Annotated in this window: 20 protein-coding genes; 6 read left to right on the top strand and 14 right to left on the bottom strand. The window is 35.0% G+C overall.

Annotated elements, in window-relative coordinates; translation table 11 throughout:
* Positions 1 to 168: 168 nt before the first annotated feature.
* From ACWNMZ_RS24070 to ACWNMZ_RS24060, 3 genes are all read right to left on the bottom strand, one after another.
* Positions 169 to 1,101 carry a manganese-dependent inorganic pyrophosphatase gene (locus ACWNMZ_RS24070; RefSeq protein WP_031537649.1) on the bottom strand — a complete coding sequence of 311 codons (933 nt, stop codon included), beginning with the start codon at positions 1,099 to 1,101 and terminating at the stop codon, positions 169 to 171.
* Positions 1,102 to 1,399: 298 nt separating this feature from the next.
* A complete protein-coding gene (gene glnA / locus ACWNMZ_RS24065) occupies positions 1,400 to 2,734 on the bottom strand; it encodes a type I glutamate--ammonia ligase (RefSeq protein WP_031537647.1) in 1,335 nt (444 codons plus the stop codon).
* Between the two features lie 425 nt (positions 2,735 to 3,159).
* Positions 3,160 to 4,521 carry an IS4 family transposase gene (locus ACWNMZ_RS24060; protein ID WP_449598292.1) on the bottom strand — a complete coding sequence of 454 codons (1,362 nt, stop codon included), beginning with the start codon at positions 4,519 to 4,521 and terminating at the stop codon, positions 3,160 to 3,162.
* 407 nt (positions 4,522 to 4,928) lie between these two features.
* On the opposite strand from ACWNMZ_RS24060, the gene ACWNMZ_RS24055 reads away from it, so the two are divergent.
* Together ACWNMZ_RS24055 and ACWNMZ_RS24050 are read left to right on the top strand one after the other, a co-directional pair.
* Positions 4,929 to 6,149: an aminotransferase-like domain-containing protein gene (locus ACWNMZ_RS24055; RefSeq protein ID WP_235249336.1), complete on the top strand. Its 1,221-nt coding sequence runs from the start codon at positions 4,929 to 4,931 to the stop codon at positions 6,147 to 6,149.
* A complete protein-coding gene (locus ACWNMZ_RS24050; protein ID WP_251629940.1) occupies positions 6,149 to 7,132 on the top strand; it encodes a D-2-hydroxyacid dehydrogenase in 984 nt (327 codons plus the stop codon). The genes ACWNMZ_RS24055 and ACWNMZ_RS24050 overlap by 1 nt, the downstream gene beginning before the upstream one ends.
* Before the next feature lie 54 nt (positions 7,133 to 7,186).
* Here the strand turns inward: ACWNMZ_RS24050 and ACWNMZ_RS24045 are convergent, their stop codons facing one another.
* The 4 genes from ACWNMZ_RS24045 to ACWNMZ_RS24030 form a co-directional block, all read right to left on the bottom strand.
* The gene (locus tag ACWNMZ_RS24045; RefSeq protein WP_031537644.1) at positions 7,187 to 7,576 is read right to left on the bottom strand and encodes a rhodanese-like domain-containing protein; all 390 of its coding nucleotides are present in this window, start codon (positions 7,574 to 7,576) and stop codon (positions 7,187 to 7,189) included.
* A gap of 79 nt (positions 7,577 to 7,655) precedes the next feature.
* On the bottom strand, positions 7,656 to 8,207 hold the full coding sequence (locus ACWNMZ_RS24040) for a GNAT family N-acetyltransferase (RefSeq protein ID WP_235249338.1): 552 nt from the start codon (positions 8,205 to 8,207) through the stop codon (positions 7,656 to 7,658).
* A gap of 246 nt (positions 8,208 to 8,453) precedes the next feature.
* Positions 8,454 to 11,159, bottom strand: coding sequence for an aconitate hydratase AcnA (gene acnA / locus ACWNMZ_RS24035; RefSeq protein ID WP_031537643.1), 2,706 nt, complete (start codon positions 11,157 to 11,159; stop codon positions 8,454 to 8,456).
* A gap of 223 nt (positions 11,160 to 11,382) precedes the next feature.
* Positions 11,383 to 11,640 (bottom strand): hypothetical protein, encoded by a 258-nt coding sequence (locus ACWNMZ_RS24030; protein ID WP_031537642.1) that lies wholly within the window; start codon positions 11,638 to 11,640, stop codon positions 11,383 to 11,385.
* Between the two features lie 155 nt (positions 11,641 to 11,795).
* Between ACWNMZ_RS24030 and ACWNMZ_RS24025 the strand changes: the two genes are divergently transcribed.
* The gene (locus tag ACWNMZ_RS24025; RefSeq protein WP_031537641.1) at positions 11,796 to 11,939 is read left to right on the top strand and encodes a small acid-soluble spore protein P; all 144 of its coding nucleotides are present in this window, start codon (positions 11,796 to 11,798) and stop codon (positions 11,937 to 11,939) included.
* Between the two features lie 98 nt (positions 11,940 to 12,037).
* On the opposite strand, the gene ACWNMZ_RS24020 is transcribed toward ACWNMZ_RS24025, so the two are convergent.
* Positions 12,038 to 12,595, bottom strand: coding sequence for a hypothetical protein (locus ACWNMZ_RS24020; RefSeq protein WP_031537639.1), 558 nt, complete (start codon positions 12,593 to 12,595; stop codon positions 12,038 to 12,040).
* Between the two features lie 207 nt (positions 12,596 to 12,802).
* Between ACWNMZ_RS24020 and ACWNMZ_RS24015 the strand changes: the two genes are divergently transcribed.
* Entirely contained in the window at positions 12,803 to 13,162 is a 360-nt protein-coding gene (locus ACWNMZ_RS24015; protein ID WP_031537638.1) for a FlxA-like family protein, read from the top strand.
* Positions 13,163 to 13,436: 274 nt separating this feature from the next.
* Here the strand turns inward: ACWNMZ_RS24015 and ACWNMZ_RS24010 are convergent, their stop codons facing one another.
* Genes ACWNMZ_RS24010 through ACWNMZ_RS23990 form a run of 5 tightly spaced genes read right to left on the bottom strand, consistent with a single transcriptional unit; the run spans position 13,437 to position 15,757 of the window.
* Positions 13,437 to 13,736, bottom strand: a complete 300-nt coding sequence (locus ACWNMZ_RS24010) for a spore coat protein (RefSeq protein WP_031537637.1) — start codon at positions 13,734 to 13,736, stop codon at positions 13,437 to 13,439.
* A complete protein-coding gene (locus tag ACWNMZ_RS24005) occupies positions 13,733 to 13,954 on the bottom strand; it encodes a hypothetical protein (protein WP_031537636.1) in 222 nt (73 codons plus the stop codon). The genes ACWNMZ_RS24010 and ACWNMZ_RS24005 overlap by 4 nt, the downstream gene beginning before the upstream one ends.
* 17 nt (positions 13,955 to 13,971) lie before the next feature.
* The gene (locus ACWNMZ_RS24000; RefSeq protein ID WP_031537634.1) at positions 13,972 to 15,108 is read right to left on the bottom strand and encodes a zinc-dependent alcohol dehydrogenase; all 1,137 of its coding nucleotides are present in this window, start codon (positions 15,106 to 15,108) and stop codon (positions 13,972 to 13,974) included.
* Between the two features lie 18 nt (positions 15,109 to 15,126).
* Positions 15,127 to 15,495: a spore coat protein gene (locus ACWNMZ_RS23995; protein WP_031537631.1), complete on the bottom strand. Its 369-nt coding sequence runs from the start codon at positions 15,493 to 15,495 to the stop codon at positions 15,127 to 15,129.
* Entirely contained in the window at positions 15,485 to 15,757 is a 273-nt protein-coding gene (locus tag ACWNMZ_RS23990) for a hypothetical protein (protein ID WP_031537628.1), read from the bottom strand. The genes ACWNMZ_RS23995 and ACWNMZ_RS23990 overlap by 11 nt, the downstream gene beginning before the upstream one ends.
* 218 nt (positions 15,758 to 15,975) lie before the next feature.
* Between ACWNMZ_RS23990 and ACWNMZ_RS23985 the strand changes: the two genes are divergently transcribed.
* Together ACWNMZ_RS23985 and ACWNMZ_RS23980 are read left to right on the top strand one after the other, a co-directional pair.
* Positions 15,976 to 16,734: a TraR/DksA C4-type zinc finger protein gene (locus ACWNMZ_RS23985; protein WP_031537626.1), complete on the top strand. Its 759-nt coding sequence runs from the start codon at positions 15,976 to 15,978 to the stop codon at positions 16,732 to 16,734.
* A gap of 108 nt (positions 16,735 to 16,842) precedes the next feature.
* Positions 16,843 to 17,226 carry an Hsp20/alpha crystallin family protein gene (locus ACWNMZ_RS23980; protein ID WP_048717490.1) on the top strand — a complete coding sequence of 128 codons (384 nt, stop codon included), beginning with the start codon at positions 16,843 to 16,845 and terminating at the stop codon, positions 17,224 to 17,226.
* Here ACWNMZ_RS23980 and ACWNMZ_RS23975 read toward each other — a convergent pair.
* The gene (locus tag ACWNMZ_RS23975; protein WP_031537623.1) at positions 17,221 to 17,856 is read right to left on the bottom strand and encodes a hypothetical protein; all 636 of its coding nucleotides are present in this window, start codon (positions 17,854 to 17,856) and stop codon (positions 17,221 to 17,223) included. The genes ACWNMZ_RS23980 and ACWNMZ_RS23975 overlap by 6 nt on opposite strands.
* Between the last annotated feature and the right edge of the window lie 10 nt (positions 17,857 to 17,866).

The following is a 17,866-nucleotide window of genomic DNA, read 5'->3' as shown; positions in this document are numbered from 1 at the left end:
ATCATAGTATCCACCCACACTGAAATTGATACTATAATTATACAATAAAAAAAGGATAGTTCCTTCAAATAATGAAGGACTATACCTTTTAGATTATGAACATTTGGAGGACTTTTTCAGTGGCCTCAATTAAATGGACTGTTTCTTCTTTTCATCATTTAGCACCTTTTATAGTTCATTAAAGGCTTCTGTTAAGACTGGTACGATTTGTTTTTTGCGTGACACAACACCTTTTAATAAAGCTGTGTTCGTTTCTAGCTGTACGTTAAATGCTTTTTCTACTGCCTGTGCTTTATTACCTAAAGCAACAGCAACAGAATCATTATTTAGAATATCTGTTACAACAAGAAGGAATAAATCTAAGCCTTTTTTAGTAATGATCGCTTGAATAGAAGATTCTAATTCTGCTTGTTTAGAAATGACATCATTTGTGTCAACTGCATTTACTTGGGCAATTTCCACTTTGTATGTACCCATTGAGAATTCTTTCGCATCAATGCTTAATAATTGATCAACTGTTTTGTCGCTTAGATCTGCACCGGCTTTAAGCATTTCTAAACCATACTCTTCCGCATTCACACCAGCAATCTCTGCTAATTCTTTAGCAGCTTGTACATCTTGCTCTGTGCATGTTGGAGATTTAAATAATAAAGAATCAGAAATGATTGCGGAAAGCATTAGCCCAGCAACTTCTTTCTTAATTTCCACATTATTTTCTTTATACATTTTATTCAAAATAGTAGCTGTACATCCTACTGGTTCTGCACGATAGTATAAAGGATCACTTGTTTCGAAGTTTGCAATACGATGATGATCAATAACTTCTAAAATTGTTACATCTTTAATGTCTTCCACACTTTGCTGAAACTCATTGTGGTCAACTAAAATAACAGACTTTGTTTCTGAACTTGCTTTTTCGATGAAACGAGGAGCTTCCTTTTTAAAATAATCTAAAGCGAACTTTGTTTCGGCGCTAATCTCACCTAGACGAACAGCTTCCGCTTCCACTCCAAGCTCTTTTTTTAATTCTGCATATGCAATAGCAGAGCAAATAGTATCCGTATCCGGATTTTTATGACCAAAAATCAATACTTTTTCCATTTAGCAAATCTCCTTATTACCATAATCTGATGACGTAATAACTAAAATCATACATCCCACTTTATTTTATCATAACTTACCAAAATTTAAAGAAAAGAACAGAAAAAAGAGGCGATTTTGCTTGGCATTTAATCACAATTTAATGTTTGAAAAGTAGAATGCCACACTAGCTAAACAACAGACCCCATTTATCTATACTTATAAAAGAAATAAATAAAACTGCAAACAAACTACCCATACAGGTGTTTATTTGCAGTCTAATAAGAGTTTGAAGCTCCTATTCTATTTAACTAGTATATTAGAATTTATATTGATAGTTTTCGATTTCCCAAGCATGAATTGTAGTACGGTAGTTATCCCACTCTTCTTTTTTAGCAGCTACATATTCAGTAAATACGTGCTCTCCAAGAGTTTTAAGACCAATTTCTCCAGCTTCAAGTTCTGCGATTGCAGCATCTAAACCACCAGGTAAGCTATCAATGCCAAGTTCTTCACGACGTTCATCTGTCATATGGAAGATATCTTCGTTAATTGGTGCTGGAGCCTTCAAGCCTTTTTCTACTCCATCTAATCCTGCAGAAGCAATAACAGCAAATGTTAGATAAGGGTTTGAAGATGGATCTGGACAACGAAGTTCAACACGAGTTGCCATTCCACGTTTTGCAGGAATGCGGATTAATGCTGAACGGTTGGATGCAGACCATGCTAAGTAACAAGGTGCTTCGTAACCAGGTACTAAACGCTTATAAGAGTTTACTAGCGGATTCGTAATAGCTACGAAATTTTTAACATTTTCTAATACACCAGCAATGAAAGAATATGCAGTATCAGATAACTCTAAATCATTGTTTGCGTCATAAAAACTATTGTCTCCATCCTTAAAGAATGACATGTTAACATGCATTCCAGAACCATTTATTCCAAATACTGGTTTTGGCATAAATGTAGCATGCAAACCATATTGAGCAGCAATTGTTTTTACAACCCATTTATATGTTGTAGCTAAATCAGCAGCTGTTAATACATCTGCATATTTGAAATTAATTTCATGTTGCCCTTCTGCTACTTCGTGGTGAAGTGCTTCAATTGTGAAGCCCATTGCTTTCAAAGTTTTGAAAATTTCCACACGAACTTTTTCCCCTAAATCTTTTGGTGATGGCTCAAAATAACCGCCTTTGTCACCTAATTCAGTAGTTGGATATCCATTTTCATCCGTAGCAAATAAGAAGAATTCTAATTCAGGTCCAACTGAAATCGTATATCCTTTTTCAGCTGCACGTTCAACAGTTTTCTTAAGAACATTTCGTGTATCGCCTTCAAATAAAGTACCATCTGGGTTTGTAACAGAGCAAAGGAAACGAGCTTCTGAATAACCTTCTGTTTCTGTCCAAGGTAATACTGCAAATGTGTTTAAATCTGGTAGTAAATAAGAGTCTGATTTGTTAATGGGAGAAAATCCTTTAATGGATGAACCATCAATCATGATTTTTCCTTCTACAGCATCATCTAATTGTTGTGCAGTAATAGTAATGTTTTTTAAAATGCCTTCAATGTCCACAAATTGTAGATGTAATAATTCTACACTTTTTTCTTTAACGATACTTTCAATTTTCTCTAATGTAAATTCAGCCATGTTAACTTACCTCACAATTCATGTTCTATTATCTAACTTGCTTTCATTATAAGGAATTATTTCTCTTAAAACAATGTTTTTTTATAATTTTTTAAAAATTATATTAGGTAGCGCTTTCATCCCTTTTCGTCGTTTTTCTCCTGTTATTGACACTATTCGCTAAGTGGATAAAGTAGGCATATGTCGAAATAATAGATTTGTATGATTCTTTTCCATATAGCTACTTTTGTAAGAATTAGTAAGCATAAAGTAAAGTGGATCTACCATCTGTAACTATTTCCACTATACTCTCTGTTGCGTAGTTAAACTATCCAGACCTTTAACGGCTGTTAAATAACCACCTACCCTCCCTTAACTCTTATAGTCATATTGTTTTTCCTATTTCACTTCTGAATTTCGTGTATTAAATAATTTTTATTATAAACTCAACTTTCGCAGAGTGATATCGGCAAATAAGCCTTGATATAATTAGGAAGGCCAGCGATCCACTGTTCAAGTTGACTTTGAATTATTTTTTTGATTTTCTTATTCGTTTGTTTAAGTGCATCTTGAAGAAGCTCGATCAATTGCTGTAATGCGACAGCCCAATCAAGTTCATTTACTTCATCGCATAATTCGTAAAACAGACCACCTATTGTGCGTTGATCGGTATTACAGCGATTCTGCCACGACAGAACGATAAAACGAGAAAACACAATCGTTGTATGGCAAATAAGCGCGTCATATGAACGGCTTTGGAATTCTTTTTCAAGTTTCAAAAGAGATTTGGCCGCCTTAAAGAATACCTCGATATCCCAGCGCATTCCATAGATTCGGACGATCTCCTGTTCTGAAAGAGTGCAGTCTGTGCTGAGGATGGCAAGCCAGTCGCTTTTCTTATTTCTGTTTTGAATGAATACCACTTTAATTGGTGTTCCATTAGCCATCATCGTATGGATGGAACGAAGAATTCCTTTCTTGGATTGAATGGGTCCAGCTAGGTGGTATAGTTGCTTTAAAGAAACCATCTCCCCGTTTACGTTATAACGTTGTTTTGTTTCTTTGACCATACCAATTACGTCTAATCCTTGATCCACAATAGACTTTACAAGTGGTGGCAATGTAAACCAAGAATCCATAAGGACATAACTTGCATCTATCCCATTGGCTAATGCACGTTTAATCATGTCAGGAACTTGTTCAGGCTCAGTTTGTAATGCATTTTCTCGACGCTTGTATCCACAAGTACGTTTATCAATTTTTTCAGAGATACCATTGATTTGAGACTTTTTTGAACTGACTAAAGAAAAGTCAATTGGCATAAATGTATAGCCATCTGACCAGCCCAAAGTGAGCATACGAAACCCCTTAAAGAAACGCATTTTCAGGGAAGCATGATCAAAACAACGAGCGAGAAGCTCTACCTTTTTACTACGATTTCGGTCATACGCAGAATCATCGATAATCAGTACTTTTGGACGCTCTTTATTCGTAAGGCGAGTCACCTTTTGAATAGTAAAAATGCTCAACAGTAGTAAGAAACGGCGCCAATTAAAAGTTGATTGGTTTAAAAAGCGATAGACGGCATCTTTGGCTGGAAACTGATCGGCTTTCTTTGAATCAAGAAGTGAAAACCAATTTTTGTGCTGGAAAATCAAACAGAAAACAAGCTGAAATAAGTAGGAACAGCTGAAACCGAAGGATTTTTTAATTCCTGCTTGGCGCAGGTGTTTATTCATTTCAAGCTCAGAAAAAACCGAATTAAGTTCTTTTGGTAGTTGATTGTTTTGGCTATTTTGGTCTATCATATAGGGAGCACCTCTTCTGTATGGTAGTGTTTTCTCTACAATTACACTATACCAAAGAATGAGGTGTTATTTCATTTTATTAAACACTGTCAAGCAACATATTTAATAGACCATAGACGCAATACAACTAACGATTTGCACTTATTTTTTTGGTGCGAAAGTTGAGTTATAAATTAATAAAATTCCGAATTTTTGTTATTTTATGTACTTTTTATCTTCTAATCTCTTGTTTTCTTTTATTTTTAAAGTTTTTTAATATTTCCCATTACGAAATAAATAGCTTATATTAATTGAAATAGCCTTTTTAAGAAAAGGAGTGACTTATTATCCTTTTAACAAGCAATGAACGCATTAGATAGTAAAGCTCTCTTAAATTTTTTTAAAATAACATATGGACGGTGGTAAACATGCATCTATTAAAGCAATTTTCATTTAGTAAAAGGTTCCCTGAAATAGAAGTTGTCGGATCTGCTTTTGCAGGGAAACAAGATGATCTGATCCCTTTATCTTTTGGCTTTCCTGCACCTGAATCTCTTCCAGTTGATAAAATGACCGCAGCGACAGAAGCTGCAATGAATACACAAGGAAGACAAGCTTTGGCTTATAGTGGTGGAACTGGTCCTAAGAACATCCTAAATTGGATTAAAGAGCGATCTAAGCTGAGAGAAATTGAAGCAACAGAAAAAGAAATTATCGTTACTGCAGGAAGCTCCCAAGCGATTGATTTAATCACAAGAACACTCACAGATCCTGGTGATGAAATATGGGTAGAAGCACCAACCTTTTTTGGAGCCCTTAAAACATTTCGCTTAGCGGAAACGAATTTGCTTTCTTTTCCAATCGACGAACATGGCTTACGAGTGGATCTAGTCGAACAAGAGCTAATTCAACGGGTAAAAAATAATCTTCCTTTGCCAAAATTGATGTATATCATTCCAAATTACCAAAATCCAGGTGGCGTCAATTTATCTATTGAAAGAAGAAAACGCCTTGCTGAATTGGCTTATGAATACAATTTCTTTATTATTGAGGATGACGCCTATGTGGAGCTTTCCTTCAATAAAAACTACACTCCAGCTATTTATTCATTTGGACCTGAAAGAGTTATTTACTTAAGTACTTTTTCAAAGATAATCGCACCTGGCTTACGACTTGGTTGGGCAATTGGATTAAAAGAAATAATCGAAAAAATGCAAATTTTAAAAATAGATGGGTTAACAAGTGTGTATGTACAAGAAGTCACAAAGAATTTACTTGAACAAATAGATATGGATGAACAAATCAATAATTTGAATTCTATCTATCTTTCACGTAAAAACGCGATGGTTTCTGCGATAAAGCAACACTTTGGTGAAGATGTTTCCTTTCATGAACCACAAGGAGGTTTCTTTCTTTGGCTTACTTTCCCAGATGACATTGATACTAGTGAGTTTGTTGATGCCGCAATGCTGGCTGGTGTTTCCTATATCGCTGGTAAGCATTTCTTCTTACAAAACGAGGGATACAATCATATGCGTTTATGTTTTACTTTCTGTGAAGAAGAAATTATCCAAGAAGCAATTAAACGACTTGCAAAAACCTATTATGAGCATGTTAATAGTAAACAAATGATTGAGGAAGCAAATTAATGACTAATGTATCAAATATGCCTAAAATTTATATCAGAAGAACTATACCAGAAAAGTATCTTGCTCAAATATCTGCATTAGGAGCAGAAGTTATTGTGGATCATTGGGAATACGGAGAACCTGAACCACCGATAAGCCAGGATATTAGTGACTGTAATATTGTGTTAACTTTAGGTTTAACTGATACCCTATCGATTTTGAAAAATGCCCCAAATATAAAATGGGTGCAATCATTAAGTGTTGGTCTGGATGCTCTTTTACATGAGGAAGTAAGAAAGAGTGATATTGTTATTACGAATACAAAGGGTTGCACATCTGTTCCAATCGCAGAACATACAATTGCGATGATGGCTGGTTTGGCAAGAGGAATACACTTAATGATTCGAAACCAGCTGGACAATAGGTGGGCGCCCACTCCTATTACGGACCTTTCAGGCTCAACAGTTGGAATAATTGGCTATGGGGAAATTGGAAAACAAATTGCTAAACGGGCAAAAGCATTGGATATGTTTGTCATCGGCTGTAAGAAAAGAACTTCCAAATTATCTGGTGAGGATCCTGCAGATAAAATCGTTGGTCTGGACCATATAGATGATGTGATAGCAGTGGCTGATTTTCTTATTCTTGCTTTGCCTTCAACCCCTGATACATACCAGCTGATTAACAAGGAAAGATTAGCAAAAATGAAAGAAAGTAGTTTTCTAATTAATATTGGAAGAGGAAATACGATCGAAGAAGAGGAACTCATCCATTTATTAAACGAGAAAAAAATTGCTGGAGCTGCATTGGATGTATTTGAGGTAGAGCCTTTGCCACATGAACACCCATTATGGGAGGTGGAAAATGTTGTTATATCTCCACATAATGCCTTCTTTTCGCCAAACACTATAGATCGTTACATGGAGGTATTTCTAGAAAATATCCAGCGATTTAAAGATGGCAAAGACCTAATCAATGTAGTTGATAAACAATTGGGCTATTAATAAGGAAAAAACTGCCTCATTTAATCTCGGCAGTTTTTTTACTTGCTCATTCACTTATACTGTTTCAAACCCTTCTTTTTTCCATGCAGTTGTTCCGCCTTCGATAAAAGCAACATCAGTAAATCCCATTTGTTTTAATAAATATGCACCAAGTGATGCTTGTCCACCAAGACCGCATGTAACAAGAACTGGACGATTACGATCAGCTAATTCTGGATCTCTTAATTCTTCCGGCAATTCCAAATCAGCACGAATTGGAAGCATTCCTAAAGAGATATTAACAGAGCTTGGAATTAAGCCACATGCTCCTGCATCTGCTGCATCTTGCACATCAATTATGTAAGTGTTTGGGTTTTCCTCCATTTTCTTTTTTGCTTCTACAGATGAAATTCCAGGTACATTCTTTCTTGCTTCTTCGACTAGTTGACCAAAAGTTAATGGCATTTACATCACTCCTTATATTATCTAACATTTACATAGTAACAAAATTTTCCTCCATTTACTAATAAATCGCTTCCTTTTTTTACTCAGACAAGAACCTTGACATTATAATGGTAGAATAGTATTCTCCGTCTTCAAGTAGTTTATCCTTTTTTAATATTCCTTCTACTTCAAATCCAAATCGTTTATATAATTTTATTGCTTTCTCATTCGTTTCGATTACAGATAGTGTCATTTTCGCCATTTTATTTTCCGTTGCCCATGTTAAGGATGCTTGTAATAATTTCGGTCCAACTTTATAGCCCCAATAGTCCTTTAATACTCCAATGCCAAATTCTACTTTATGCATAAGACGTTTCAAGCTAGAGCCTTCGCATCGTGAAAAAGCAATAATTTGACCTGTTTCTGTTTCAGCTAGTAAAAACAATCGATTGAATCCTTGTAAATCTGTATGAATCAATTGTTTAAAATCATTTGGAGTTAGCATCCCTTCACCAGGATTTCGATCAAAGAAAGATGTTTCTCCATCTATTTTTAGCCTTATTTGCGAAAGTTGATCTGCGTCTTTTTCTTCTGCACATCTTATCGTATAACGTAATCCATTTTGATGATAAGAAATGGGAATTATTTTCATGAAATAGTATTCTCCTTCATTTAAGATTGTAAATATATACTAATATTATAAAAAATTACGCTAAGGTATGTAGAGGAACTATTAAGTCAATAGAATGAATCAATAAAAATCCTACTAAGATAATAATTCCTAATGAAAAAAACTCTCTCTAGAATGAGACATTTTGTCTAACTATTGAGCATTAACTTACCCAAAAAGCTAGAAAAAACTTGTCAACCTTCCATAGAGAGAGCTTCTCTTAATCTATTAGTTTTTTAATTTCTCACGTAATACCATTGGCAAAATACCACCATGGCGATAGTAATCAATTTCTACTTCAGAGTCAAAACGCACTAACGCTTCGAATGTAATCTTCTTTCCATCTTCTGTAGTAGCTGTTACTTCTAAGAAATCACGTGGTTTAACCGTTTCGTCTACATATACGTTAAATGTTTCTTTTCCCGTTAAACCTAAGCTTTCAGCATTCTCGCCCTCTTTAAATTGTAATGGAAGTACTCCCATTAACACTAAGTTAGAACGGTGAATTCTCTCAAAGCTTTCTGCGATAACTGTTTTAATACCTAATAGGTTTGTTCCTTTTGCAGCCCAGTCACGAGATGAACCCATTCCGTAATCTTTTCCTGCAATAACCATTAAGCCAGTTCCTTCTTCTTTGTACTTCATACATGCATCATAAATGGAGGTTACTTCACCTGTTGGCCAGTGCGTTGTGAATCCACCTTCTGTTCCTGGTGCAATTTGGTTACGAATACGTATATTCGCAAATGTTCCTCTCATCATAACTTCATGGTTACCACGACGAGAACCGTATGAGTTGAAATCACGTGGCGCTACACCATTATCTTTTAAGTATTTACCAGCTGGAGTATTTACTCCGATTGCACCTGCAGGAGAGATATGGTCAGTCGTTACCGAATCGCCGAACTTCCCTACAACTCGCAAGCTTTTTAATGGTAATACTTGTTCAGGATCAGGCTTTAATCCTTCAAAGAACGGTGGGTTTTGAATATAAGTAGAAGTATCATCAAAACTATATAACGAATCACTGCTTGTTTGAATTTCGTTCCAGCGCTCATTATCATCAAATACTCTGTCATATTCTTTATTAAATAGATCAGGCGTAACTGTTCGATGAACTAGTTCGTTTACTTCTTCTGTAGATGGCCAAATATCCTTAAAGAATACATCGTTACCATCTTTATCTTTTCCAATAGGTTCTTTTTGTAGGTCAATATCCACTGTTCCAGCAAGTGCATAAGCAACAACCAATGGTGGTGAAGCTAAATAGTTTGCTTTTACTAGCGGATGAATGCGGCCTTCAAAGTTACGGTTACCAGATAATACACTTGTTACAAGTAAATCGGAATCTGAAATAGCTTTCTCAATTTCTTCTTTAAGCGGACCTGAGTTACCGATACATGTCGTACATCCATAACCTACAAGGTTGAATCCAATTTGCTCTAAATATGGTAGTAGTCCAGAATCTCTTAAATAACCAGTAACTACTTTAGAACCTGGTGCTAAAGATGTTTTCACAAACTTAGGTACTTCCATACCTTTTTCTACTGCTTTTTTCGCAACTAATCCTGCACCAACTAATACATATGGATTGGATGTATTTGTACAGCTTGTAATCGCCGCAATTGCAACAGAGCCAGTCTTCATTGTAGTGGAATCTCCATTTGCAAAATCAACTACTACTTCTTTATCAAATTCGTCTGCTTTTAAGCCAAAACCTTGGTTTCCTTCTGGTGCTGTTACAGACGCATTAAATACCTCTTTCAATTTAGAAAGTGGAATTAAATCTTGCGGTCTTTTTGGACCAGAAAGATTTGGCTCAATTTCTGCTAGGTTTATCTCTACAACATCTGTATATACCGGTTCTAAATTCGGATCGAAGAATAAACCGTTTTCTTTACAGTAAGCCTCAACAACATTGATTTGCTCTTCGGAACGCCCAGTTAAGCGCATGTAGGATAAAGATTCCTTATCGACTGGGAAGAATCCACAAGTTGCTCCATATTCTGGTGCCATATTCGCAATGGTTGCACGGTCTGCAAGTGGTAATTGCGGGACACCAGGTCCATAGAATTCAACAAACTTTCCGACTACACCTTTTGAACGAAGTACTTGTGTTACTTTTAAGGCTAGGTCTGTTGCAGTAGAACCGTTTGGCATTTCACCAACAAGTTTTACCCCTACTACTTCTGGTACTGGAAAATAAGAAGGTTGTCCCAACATACCTGCTTCTGCTTCAATTCCACCAACACCCCAGCCAAGCACACCGATACCGTTAATCATTGTTGTATGAGAATCAGTACCAACTAATGTATCTGGGAATGTTTCGTATTCGCCCTCTGGCGTTTCATTAACATGTACTACATTTGCTAAATATTCTAAATTTACTTGGTGAACGATACCGGTTGCTGGCGGTACGGCACGATAATTATCAAATGCCTTTTGCGCCCAGCTTAAGAATTGATATCTTTCTGCATTTCTTTCGAATTCTAATTCCATATTTGCTTTTAATGCATCTGGAGTTCCGTATTTATCTACCTGGACACTGTGGTCGATAACTAGGTCTACTGGTTTCTCAGGATTAATTTTACTAGGATCTCCGCCTAAGTCAGCCATTGCTTTTCGTAGAGAAGCAAGGTCAACAACTGCAGGAACGCCTGTAAAGTCTTGGAGGATTACCCTCGAAGGTTTAAATGGAACATCAATTTCCTTTACCTCATCCGTTCCCCATTTTGCAAGATTTTCTACATGCTCTTGTTTAATAACAAAATCGTCCATTTGTCGTAAAACTGATTCTAGTAACACCTTGATAGAATAAGGCAATTTCGATACTTTACCGATTCCCTTCTTTTCCAAAGCTGCTAATTGATAGTAATGATAGCGCTTCCCACCTACTTCAAATGATTGGCGGGCATTATAAAAATCCTTTGCCATATGTATTACCCCCTCATTGTAATCATATACCAAAAATAGAAAAATAGTCGAACAATTTGATCACTCTATTATCTATTTACCATCTATAATTTTAATACAAGGAGCATGATAAGTAAATAACAAGTAAGTTATCAAATACGATAAGTTTTTCTTATTGACTTTCATTTTCTTGCTGAAAAAATAGACCATCGAAAAAGACTGGCTTTTCAGATGGTCTCCTATTTTAGATTTCGTTTACTTCGTCAACAATACTTTTTAAATCTTTTTGAAAGCTTTCTAATTGCTCCTTTTGATGCTCAGAAGCTACTTCCAAAGCATTTTCAATTTGTTGATATGTTTCATTTATTTCTTGTTTTAAATGCTTAAGCTGATGTCCATAATTAGCTGAGTCTTTTACTATATCCTGATAAAGATTCTGCGTTTCATACAAATTTCGTTGGGCATCTTGAAAAGCTTCTTGTTTATTACTATGATAAGGCATGTTCATATCCTCCTGCATTATATATTCATGTTGCTTACCAATAAGTTGTGCAGAGAATCATAAAAATATGCGGTATAAATGTCGGCTTGAAAAACCATTCTATAAAGGTAGTGAAGCAATACCTCTTCATGAAAAAACGAAAGGAGAGAATACAAATGAACAAAAATGATAGCAAAGATATGAGAAGAAACGCGCCTAAAGGGAATCAATCAGGACAGCCCGAGCCACTTAGCGGTAGCAAAAAGGTTAAAAATCGTAACCATTCAAGACAAAAGCATAACAACCACCATGATATGTAAGCAACACTAATTTATTTTTAATATATTATACTTGTCACACATTTACATGATCATATATGTGGTAAAAAGAGCCTTCTCAAAGTTGAGTTGGGCTCTTTTTACTTCTGATAAAAAGCAACAAAGAATTTTGTCAATCCATAAGCAAGCATTGAAATAATAACATCTATTAAAAAAACATGAAAATTATTTAGTCCTTTTACAAGGGCAATAAATCCAATTTTCTTTTCAATAGGAACAAATAGGAAGGCAATTACAGCAGCCAATACTATGGACCATAATAGATAATTCTTATCCTGTTTTATACAATACTGATATAATAGCATAAAAGAAACGGGAAGAAAGGAAGATGTTATTCCAATGGCTTGTGGTAAGAACGGAAGAAGAAAATAATGATGATCCATAAGCCCCAATCTGATCAATATTATTTCTGTATAAGTCCATAGCATATGTACAGTGTATCCAAAGAATAGAATTTGAAGTGCTTTCCCTTTATCCAGTTTTATTAAAAGAACAATAAGTGGGAGAATTAAACAGGTTAGAATAATCCAAAATTGCCAGCTAGTCCAATCAGAATGCTCATGCCAATAGGAACTAATTAAAGAGGATACTTTCGCACTTGCATGGTTAATTTTACTCCAATACTCTTCAACTGACATAGTATTTCCTCCCATTAAAATTATTTATCTATTCTTCTGTAATTTGTCCTAGATACGTCATTTTATACTTAGGTGAAATGACTCTTTTTTAGTTATAAACCTATCTATCATGCCGTTATTTTAAAGCTTTGCTATAAAATCTTAAGAAAAAATAAAGAAATCTTTCTTATAATTAATTATTATTAAATAGGAAGGGAAAGAGAAAGCATGATACAATCTATTTCAAATACCAGCACAGGAATTACTAGCACAAGCACCCGTTCCTCTGATGTGACCAATCAAATTAAAACATTAGAAGCCCAAAAGCAACAATTACAATCACAGCAAACTCAAATTGAGCAAAATGAAAGCATTCAAGAAGAAGAAAGAGAAAAACAGATTGAACAGCTTAAAAAGCAAATTTCTGAAATAGAAGAACAGATTCAAGCACTGCAGAATCAGAAATCAGAAGGAAGTAGTAGTTCCAATACAGCTTCAAAAATACAAGAAGATAATATACTTATCAGTAGGGAAGCATACACTTTGTACAAGGATTCAAAAAAAGAAACGGAGAATAATCCAAAATAGTCCATATATCAAAAGTGAATATCCTATTCTTCACTTGATAAATATTGTTCAAAGCTTTGCTAAGATAGTGAGACCGATTTCAAGAGGAAACCGGTCTCCGTTATCTTTTATACTGAATAAATCTTAGCCAATGCTTTCAATAGTATTTTTTCAAACTTGTATGGTAACACAAGCCAATTGTTTTTTTAGTTATGAAATGATTCATGCCTTCAGTAAGCTGTCATTGTGAATAATTCATGTAATCTCGTCTCCACGAACTTCTCCTATTTTTTCATTACAATATAGGCAAATTTAAGGCTGTATCAATATTTTGCAAATTAAGATTGATTTGTTCCTTTGGCTCAAAAGCGTGATACCAGCCTTTTTCAGCCATATAACTTGATAATCTTTCATGCATATCAAGTGCTTCATCTAAATGACGTCCGAGTATCTCTTTTATTTCAGGATGAACAGTTTCCGTTATTGCCATAGAATAATTTCTGATTCCGCTTTTTACTGAAATTAATAAATCAGTCGCAATAATTTGATCGGTTAAAGCATCCATGCCTGTCAAATATTCAATAATAGAATTCATTGCATTTTCACTCCTAAGCCTTCCATCTCTTTCGCTTTTGATAAGATAGAGGAAAATTCTTGTAGCTGTCTAGTTGAAAGGTCTACATCCTCCATCATCATATCTTTTAGCAGAGGGTCTGATACTAACGCACGCATTGTTTTGGATTTTGTCAAACAAATCGTTTTAAAAGTAGCTAATTCTTGAACCTCTAGCACCTCATGTAAACAATAGTTCATTTTATTCCCTTCTTTCCTTATGGTTTGAGAACAACTTTTATACAATTGTCTGTTTTCGTATCAAAAATTTCATAGCCGTGCTTTGCTTCACTAAGAGGTATAACGTGGCTAACTACATCACTTGGATCAATTTTGCCACTAGAGACTAATTCAAACATATATGGCATATAATGAATAACCGGTGCTTGTCCAGAACGAATATTAACATTGCGCTGCATAATATCCCCTAATGGAAAACCATTATATCTACCACCATAAACCCCTGTTAGTTGAATGGTTCCACATTTGCGAACTGCTTGGGCTGCCATGACTAGGGCACTCATTGTTCCGCCTTGTAGCTTCATGCCACTTGCTAGAAATTCTAGGTCATTCATCTTCCCATCCATTCCAACCGCATCTATTACAACATCTGCTCCACCTTTTGTGATTTCCTTTAAATAGTTTCCTACGTTTTCATGCTGTTCAAAATTAACTATTTCTACCTTATTCGTCCGTTTAGCATGTTGAAGCCGATAATCAATGTAATCTACAGCTATCACACGCTTTGCTCCTTTTAGCCAAGCAAACTTTTGTGAAAAAAGCCCAACAGGTCCACAACCAAATACAATGACCGTATCACCTTCCTTAACACCTGCATTATCAACACTCCAAAAACCTGTTGTCATTGCATCGGAAATTACACTTAGCTTTTCATCGGGCTCCTCACAAGTTTCTGGAATTTTAAAATGGGTAAAATTAGCAAAAGGCACCCGTAGATACTCTGCTTGGCCGCCTGGATAGCCACCTGTATTTCCTGAATAGCCAAAATAGGCACCCATATCTCCATGATCATTGGAATTATCACATTGACTCTCCAAATTATTTTTACAATACTGGCATTCTCCACAAGCAATATTAAAAGGAATAATGACTCGATCCCCTTTTTTTAGTTTCGTTACACCGGGTCCAATTTCTTCCACAATTCCCATCGGTTCATGGCCAATTATATAGTTTTCCTCTAAATTTGGAATCATTCCATGAATTAAATGCAAATCAGATCCACAAATAGCAGTGCTCGTTACCTTTATAATCATGTCATCTGCCTTTAAAATCTTCGGATCCTCTACTTCTTTCACTTCCACATTTTTAATTCCTTGATATGTTACTGCTTTCATTCCATATACCCTCCAAGTTTAATGCGCATCAGGTGTCCGATCAAACATTCCTTTGCGATTTGTTTCACCAGTAAATAAGTTCATATTTCCAATCATTATTGTATTCTTTGCAGAAAGCTGGTCCAATTGATATTGCTCACTTAAATCATGGGGATGAAACCACTTTTTTTCCAACATCAATTCGGTAATTTCTTGATGCATTTGAATTGCCTGCTTAAGCTGTTTGCGCAAGAGAATTCTTAAATCAGGTGATGCTGTTTCAGTTAGTGCTACTGCTAAATTTCTTACTCCTTCTTTAGCGCGAATAAGAAAATCGGTTGCTAAGGTTGTATCAGCAAGCTCTGGCATATTTAATGCATTAATGGGATCAAGATAGTCATTGTTCAACTTTTATACCTTCCTCTCCATCTAAAATTGGTGTTGGACGCATTTCTGGGATTACCGTTTCAAATGGGCCATTCTTATACATTTCTTGTAGTTCTGACAGTGCCAGAATAGACTGTTCAACATCTTTTTTCATTAAATTTTTTAAGTCTTGGTCAAAAACAAGACCTTGCATTAACTTTGATTTTGCTATGCATAGTGTTTTAAAATTGATAACTTCATGTAAATCCAATGATTCATGTGGAGTCAAGCTTTTGCTTTCCATGACCAATTACCTCCTGTCTTAATAAGAATTACTTAGCTATTTTCTCCTTCTTTCGTTGTCATCTCACTAACAATATTTAACAATTAATTCCCTTTATAATAAATCCTCTCTATTTCAGTAAAAGAGAAAATAAAATTATGTACATTTTCCCTTTAATGTTCTTGTTTCTTTTGCTCATACTAATAAAGCAAATGACTTCTTGAAAGGATTAGGTTCTTATGCTAAATAAACAACAAATGTCCCATTTTCAAAAAGTATTAGATGAACAGAAAAGAGATTTAGAAGTAAGATTTGATCAAAATGATAATTTAGGATTGAAAGATGGGCATTACCATGAATCTGTTGGAGAGTTATCAAGTTATGATAATCATCCAGGTGATGAAGGAACAGAGCTTTATGAGCGTGAGAAGGATATCGCCCTTGCTGAACATTATCATCATGAATATATGGGAGTTTTAAATGCTTTAAAAGCAATAGACGAAGGAACATACGGAAAATGCGCAACCTGTTCTCAAGATATACCGATTGAAAGATTGGAGGTTATTCCTACTACACTTTATTGTAGGGAACATTCTCCTGATCAGAAAATTTCTGAAAAGCGACCTGTGGAAGAAGAAATTTTAATGCCTCCTTTCGGCAAGTTTGATATGGATAATAAAGATGAATCTGTCGTATTTGATGCAGAGGATTCTTGGCAGGAGGTTTCTAGCTGGGGAACATCCGAGACGCCATCTGATTTTGCCCATCCAGACTTTGATCATTATAATGACGTATACACAGAGAGCAATGAGAATATTGGCTATGTGGAAGATTACGAAAATTTCATCGGTGTTGATATAGAAGGGAAAAATATAACTGTCTATCCGAATGAGCAGCATAAACGATATGAACAAAGCTTAGACGAAGAAGGCATTATGACAACATTTGGTGACTTGCCTGCATATGAGCATGAACCTTATGTTGAAAATGAGGATTAAAATTATTTGTCTTTCTTAGGGGAGAGTATTCTCCCCTATACTTTGTAGATTCTCCGTCACTCTTTCCCCCTCTTTAGAATATGCTACATATACTAAGGAGGACTTAATATGAATGATGATAACTGGATTCATTTAATGGATGAATGGTTTAAAAATCATTTTCTTGATCCACTTACTTCCGTATTAGATGAAGCAGAATTTCGCATTGATGTATATGAAACAGAGAAGGAGTATATTGTCGAAGCATTTTTACCAAATTGCCGGGCAGGCGATATTCATATTTCAGTTGAAAAAAATCTCCTAATTATTAAGGCATTCCTTCAAGATTCGATTTCTTCTGAGGAAAAGAGGAGAACAATTGATTTTCCGATTGCTATAACTCAAAATCCAATACATGCTGTATACACAAATCAAATTCTTGAAATTTTCATTCAGAAAGAAAAGCAACAGAACTATTTGCAATCATCTTCTGTCCCAATTCAAAATCTATAAAGATAATTCCCTTTCATATGTTTTTAACAATGTATAATATTGGATGCCTTTTGTATGCTTTAAAGCACTTTTAGCATGCCTTTTCGCAATGTCCTCTTCCCCATTTTTTAACGCAATTTCTGCTAATAGTGCTTCTTTCATCCATTTTTTCTTTATCGCTTTCATCGACTTATTAGCTTCTGCTAATTTATTTTCTTTAATAAAAATCAATGTTCGATAGTACAGCTTTTGTTCTGATTTCTTTATTTTCTCTACCTCTTCCCCAAGATATAACGTCTTATCAAAATAAAGAGAAAATATAATCGTGAAAAGAGCATACTGAGACTGATACTTTTTCTGTTTTATCAGTTTCCGATAGCTCGTAATCACCCTTTTATCGTCTTTATTGCTTATCGCATAAACAAAGCTGTAATAGGGATGCTTTCTATTTTTTTTAAATAGCTTTTCCAATTTATTTATATTTCTCGTTGCGTTAACACTAATCAATGTTGTTAAGTACATGATGATTAGGACTATAATATAACAAATTAATATATTCAGAGTGACAGGAAATGAAAAATAGTTGTCCAATAGAAAGAAAGTAAAAAAAGCAACTATTATCCCAATAATAAACGTTATTACGGAAACCAAAACTATTCCT

The organism is Niallia sp. Marseille-Q9988 (genome assembly GCF_976954375.1).
Note: the sequence above shows the minus strand (reverse complement) of the source record. Positions and strands in the feature narration are given on the sequence as shown.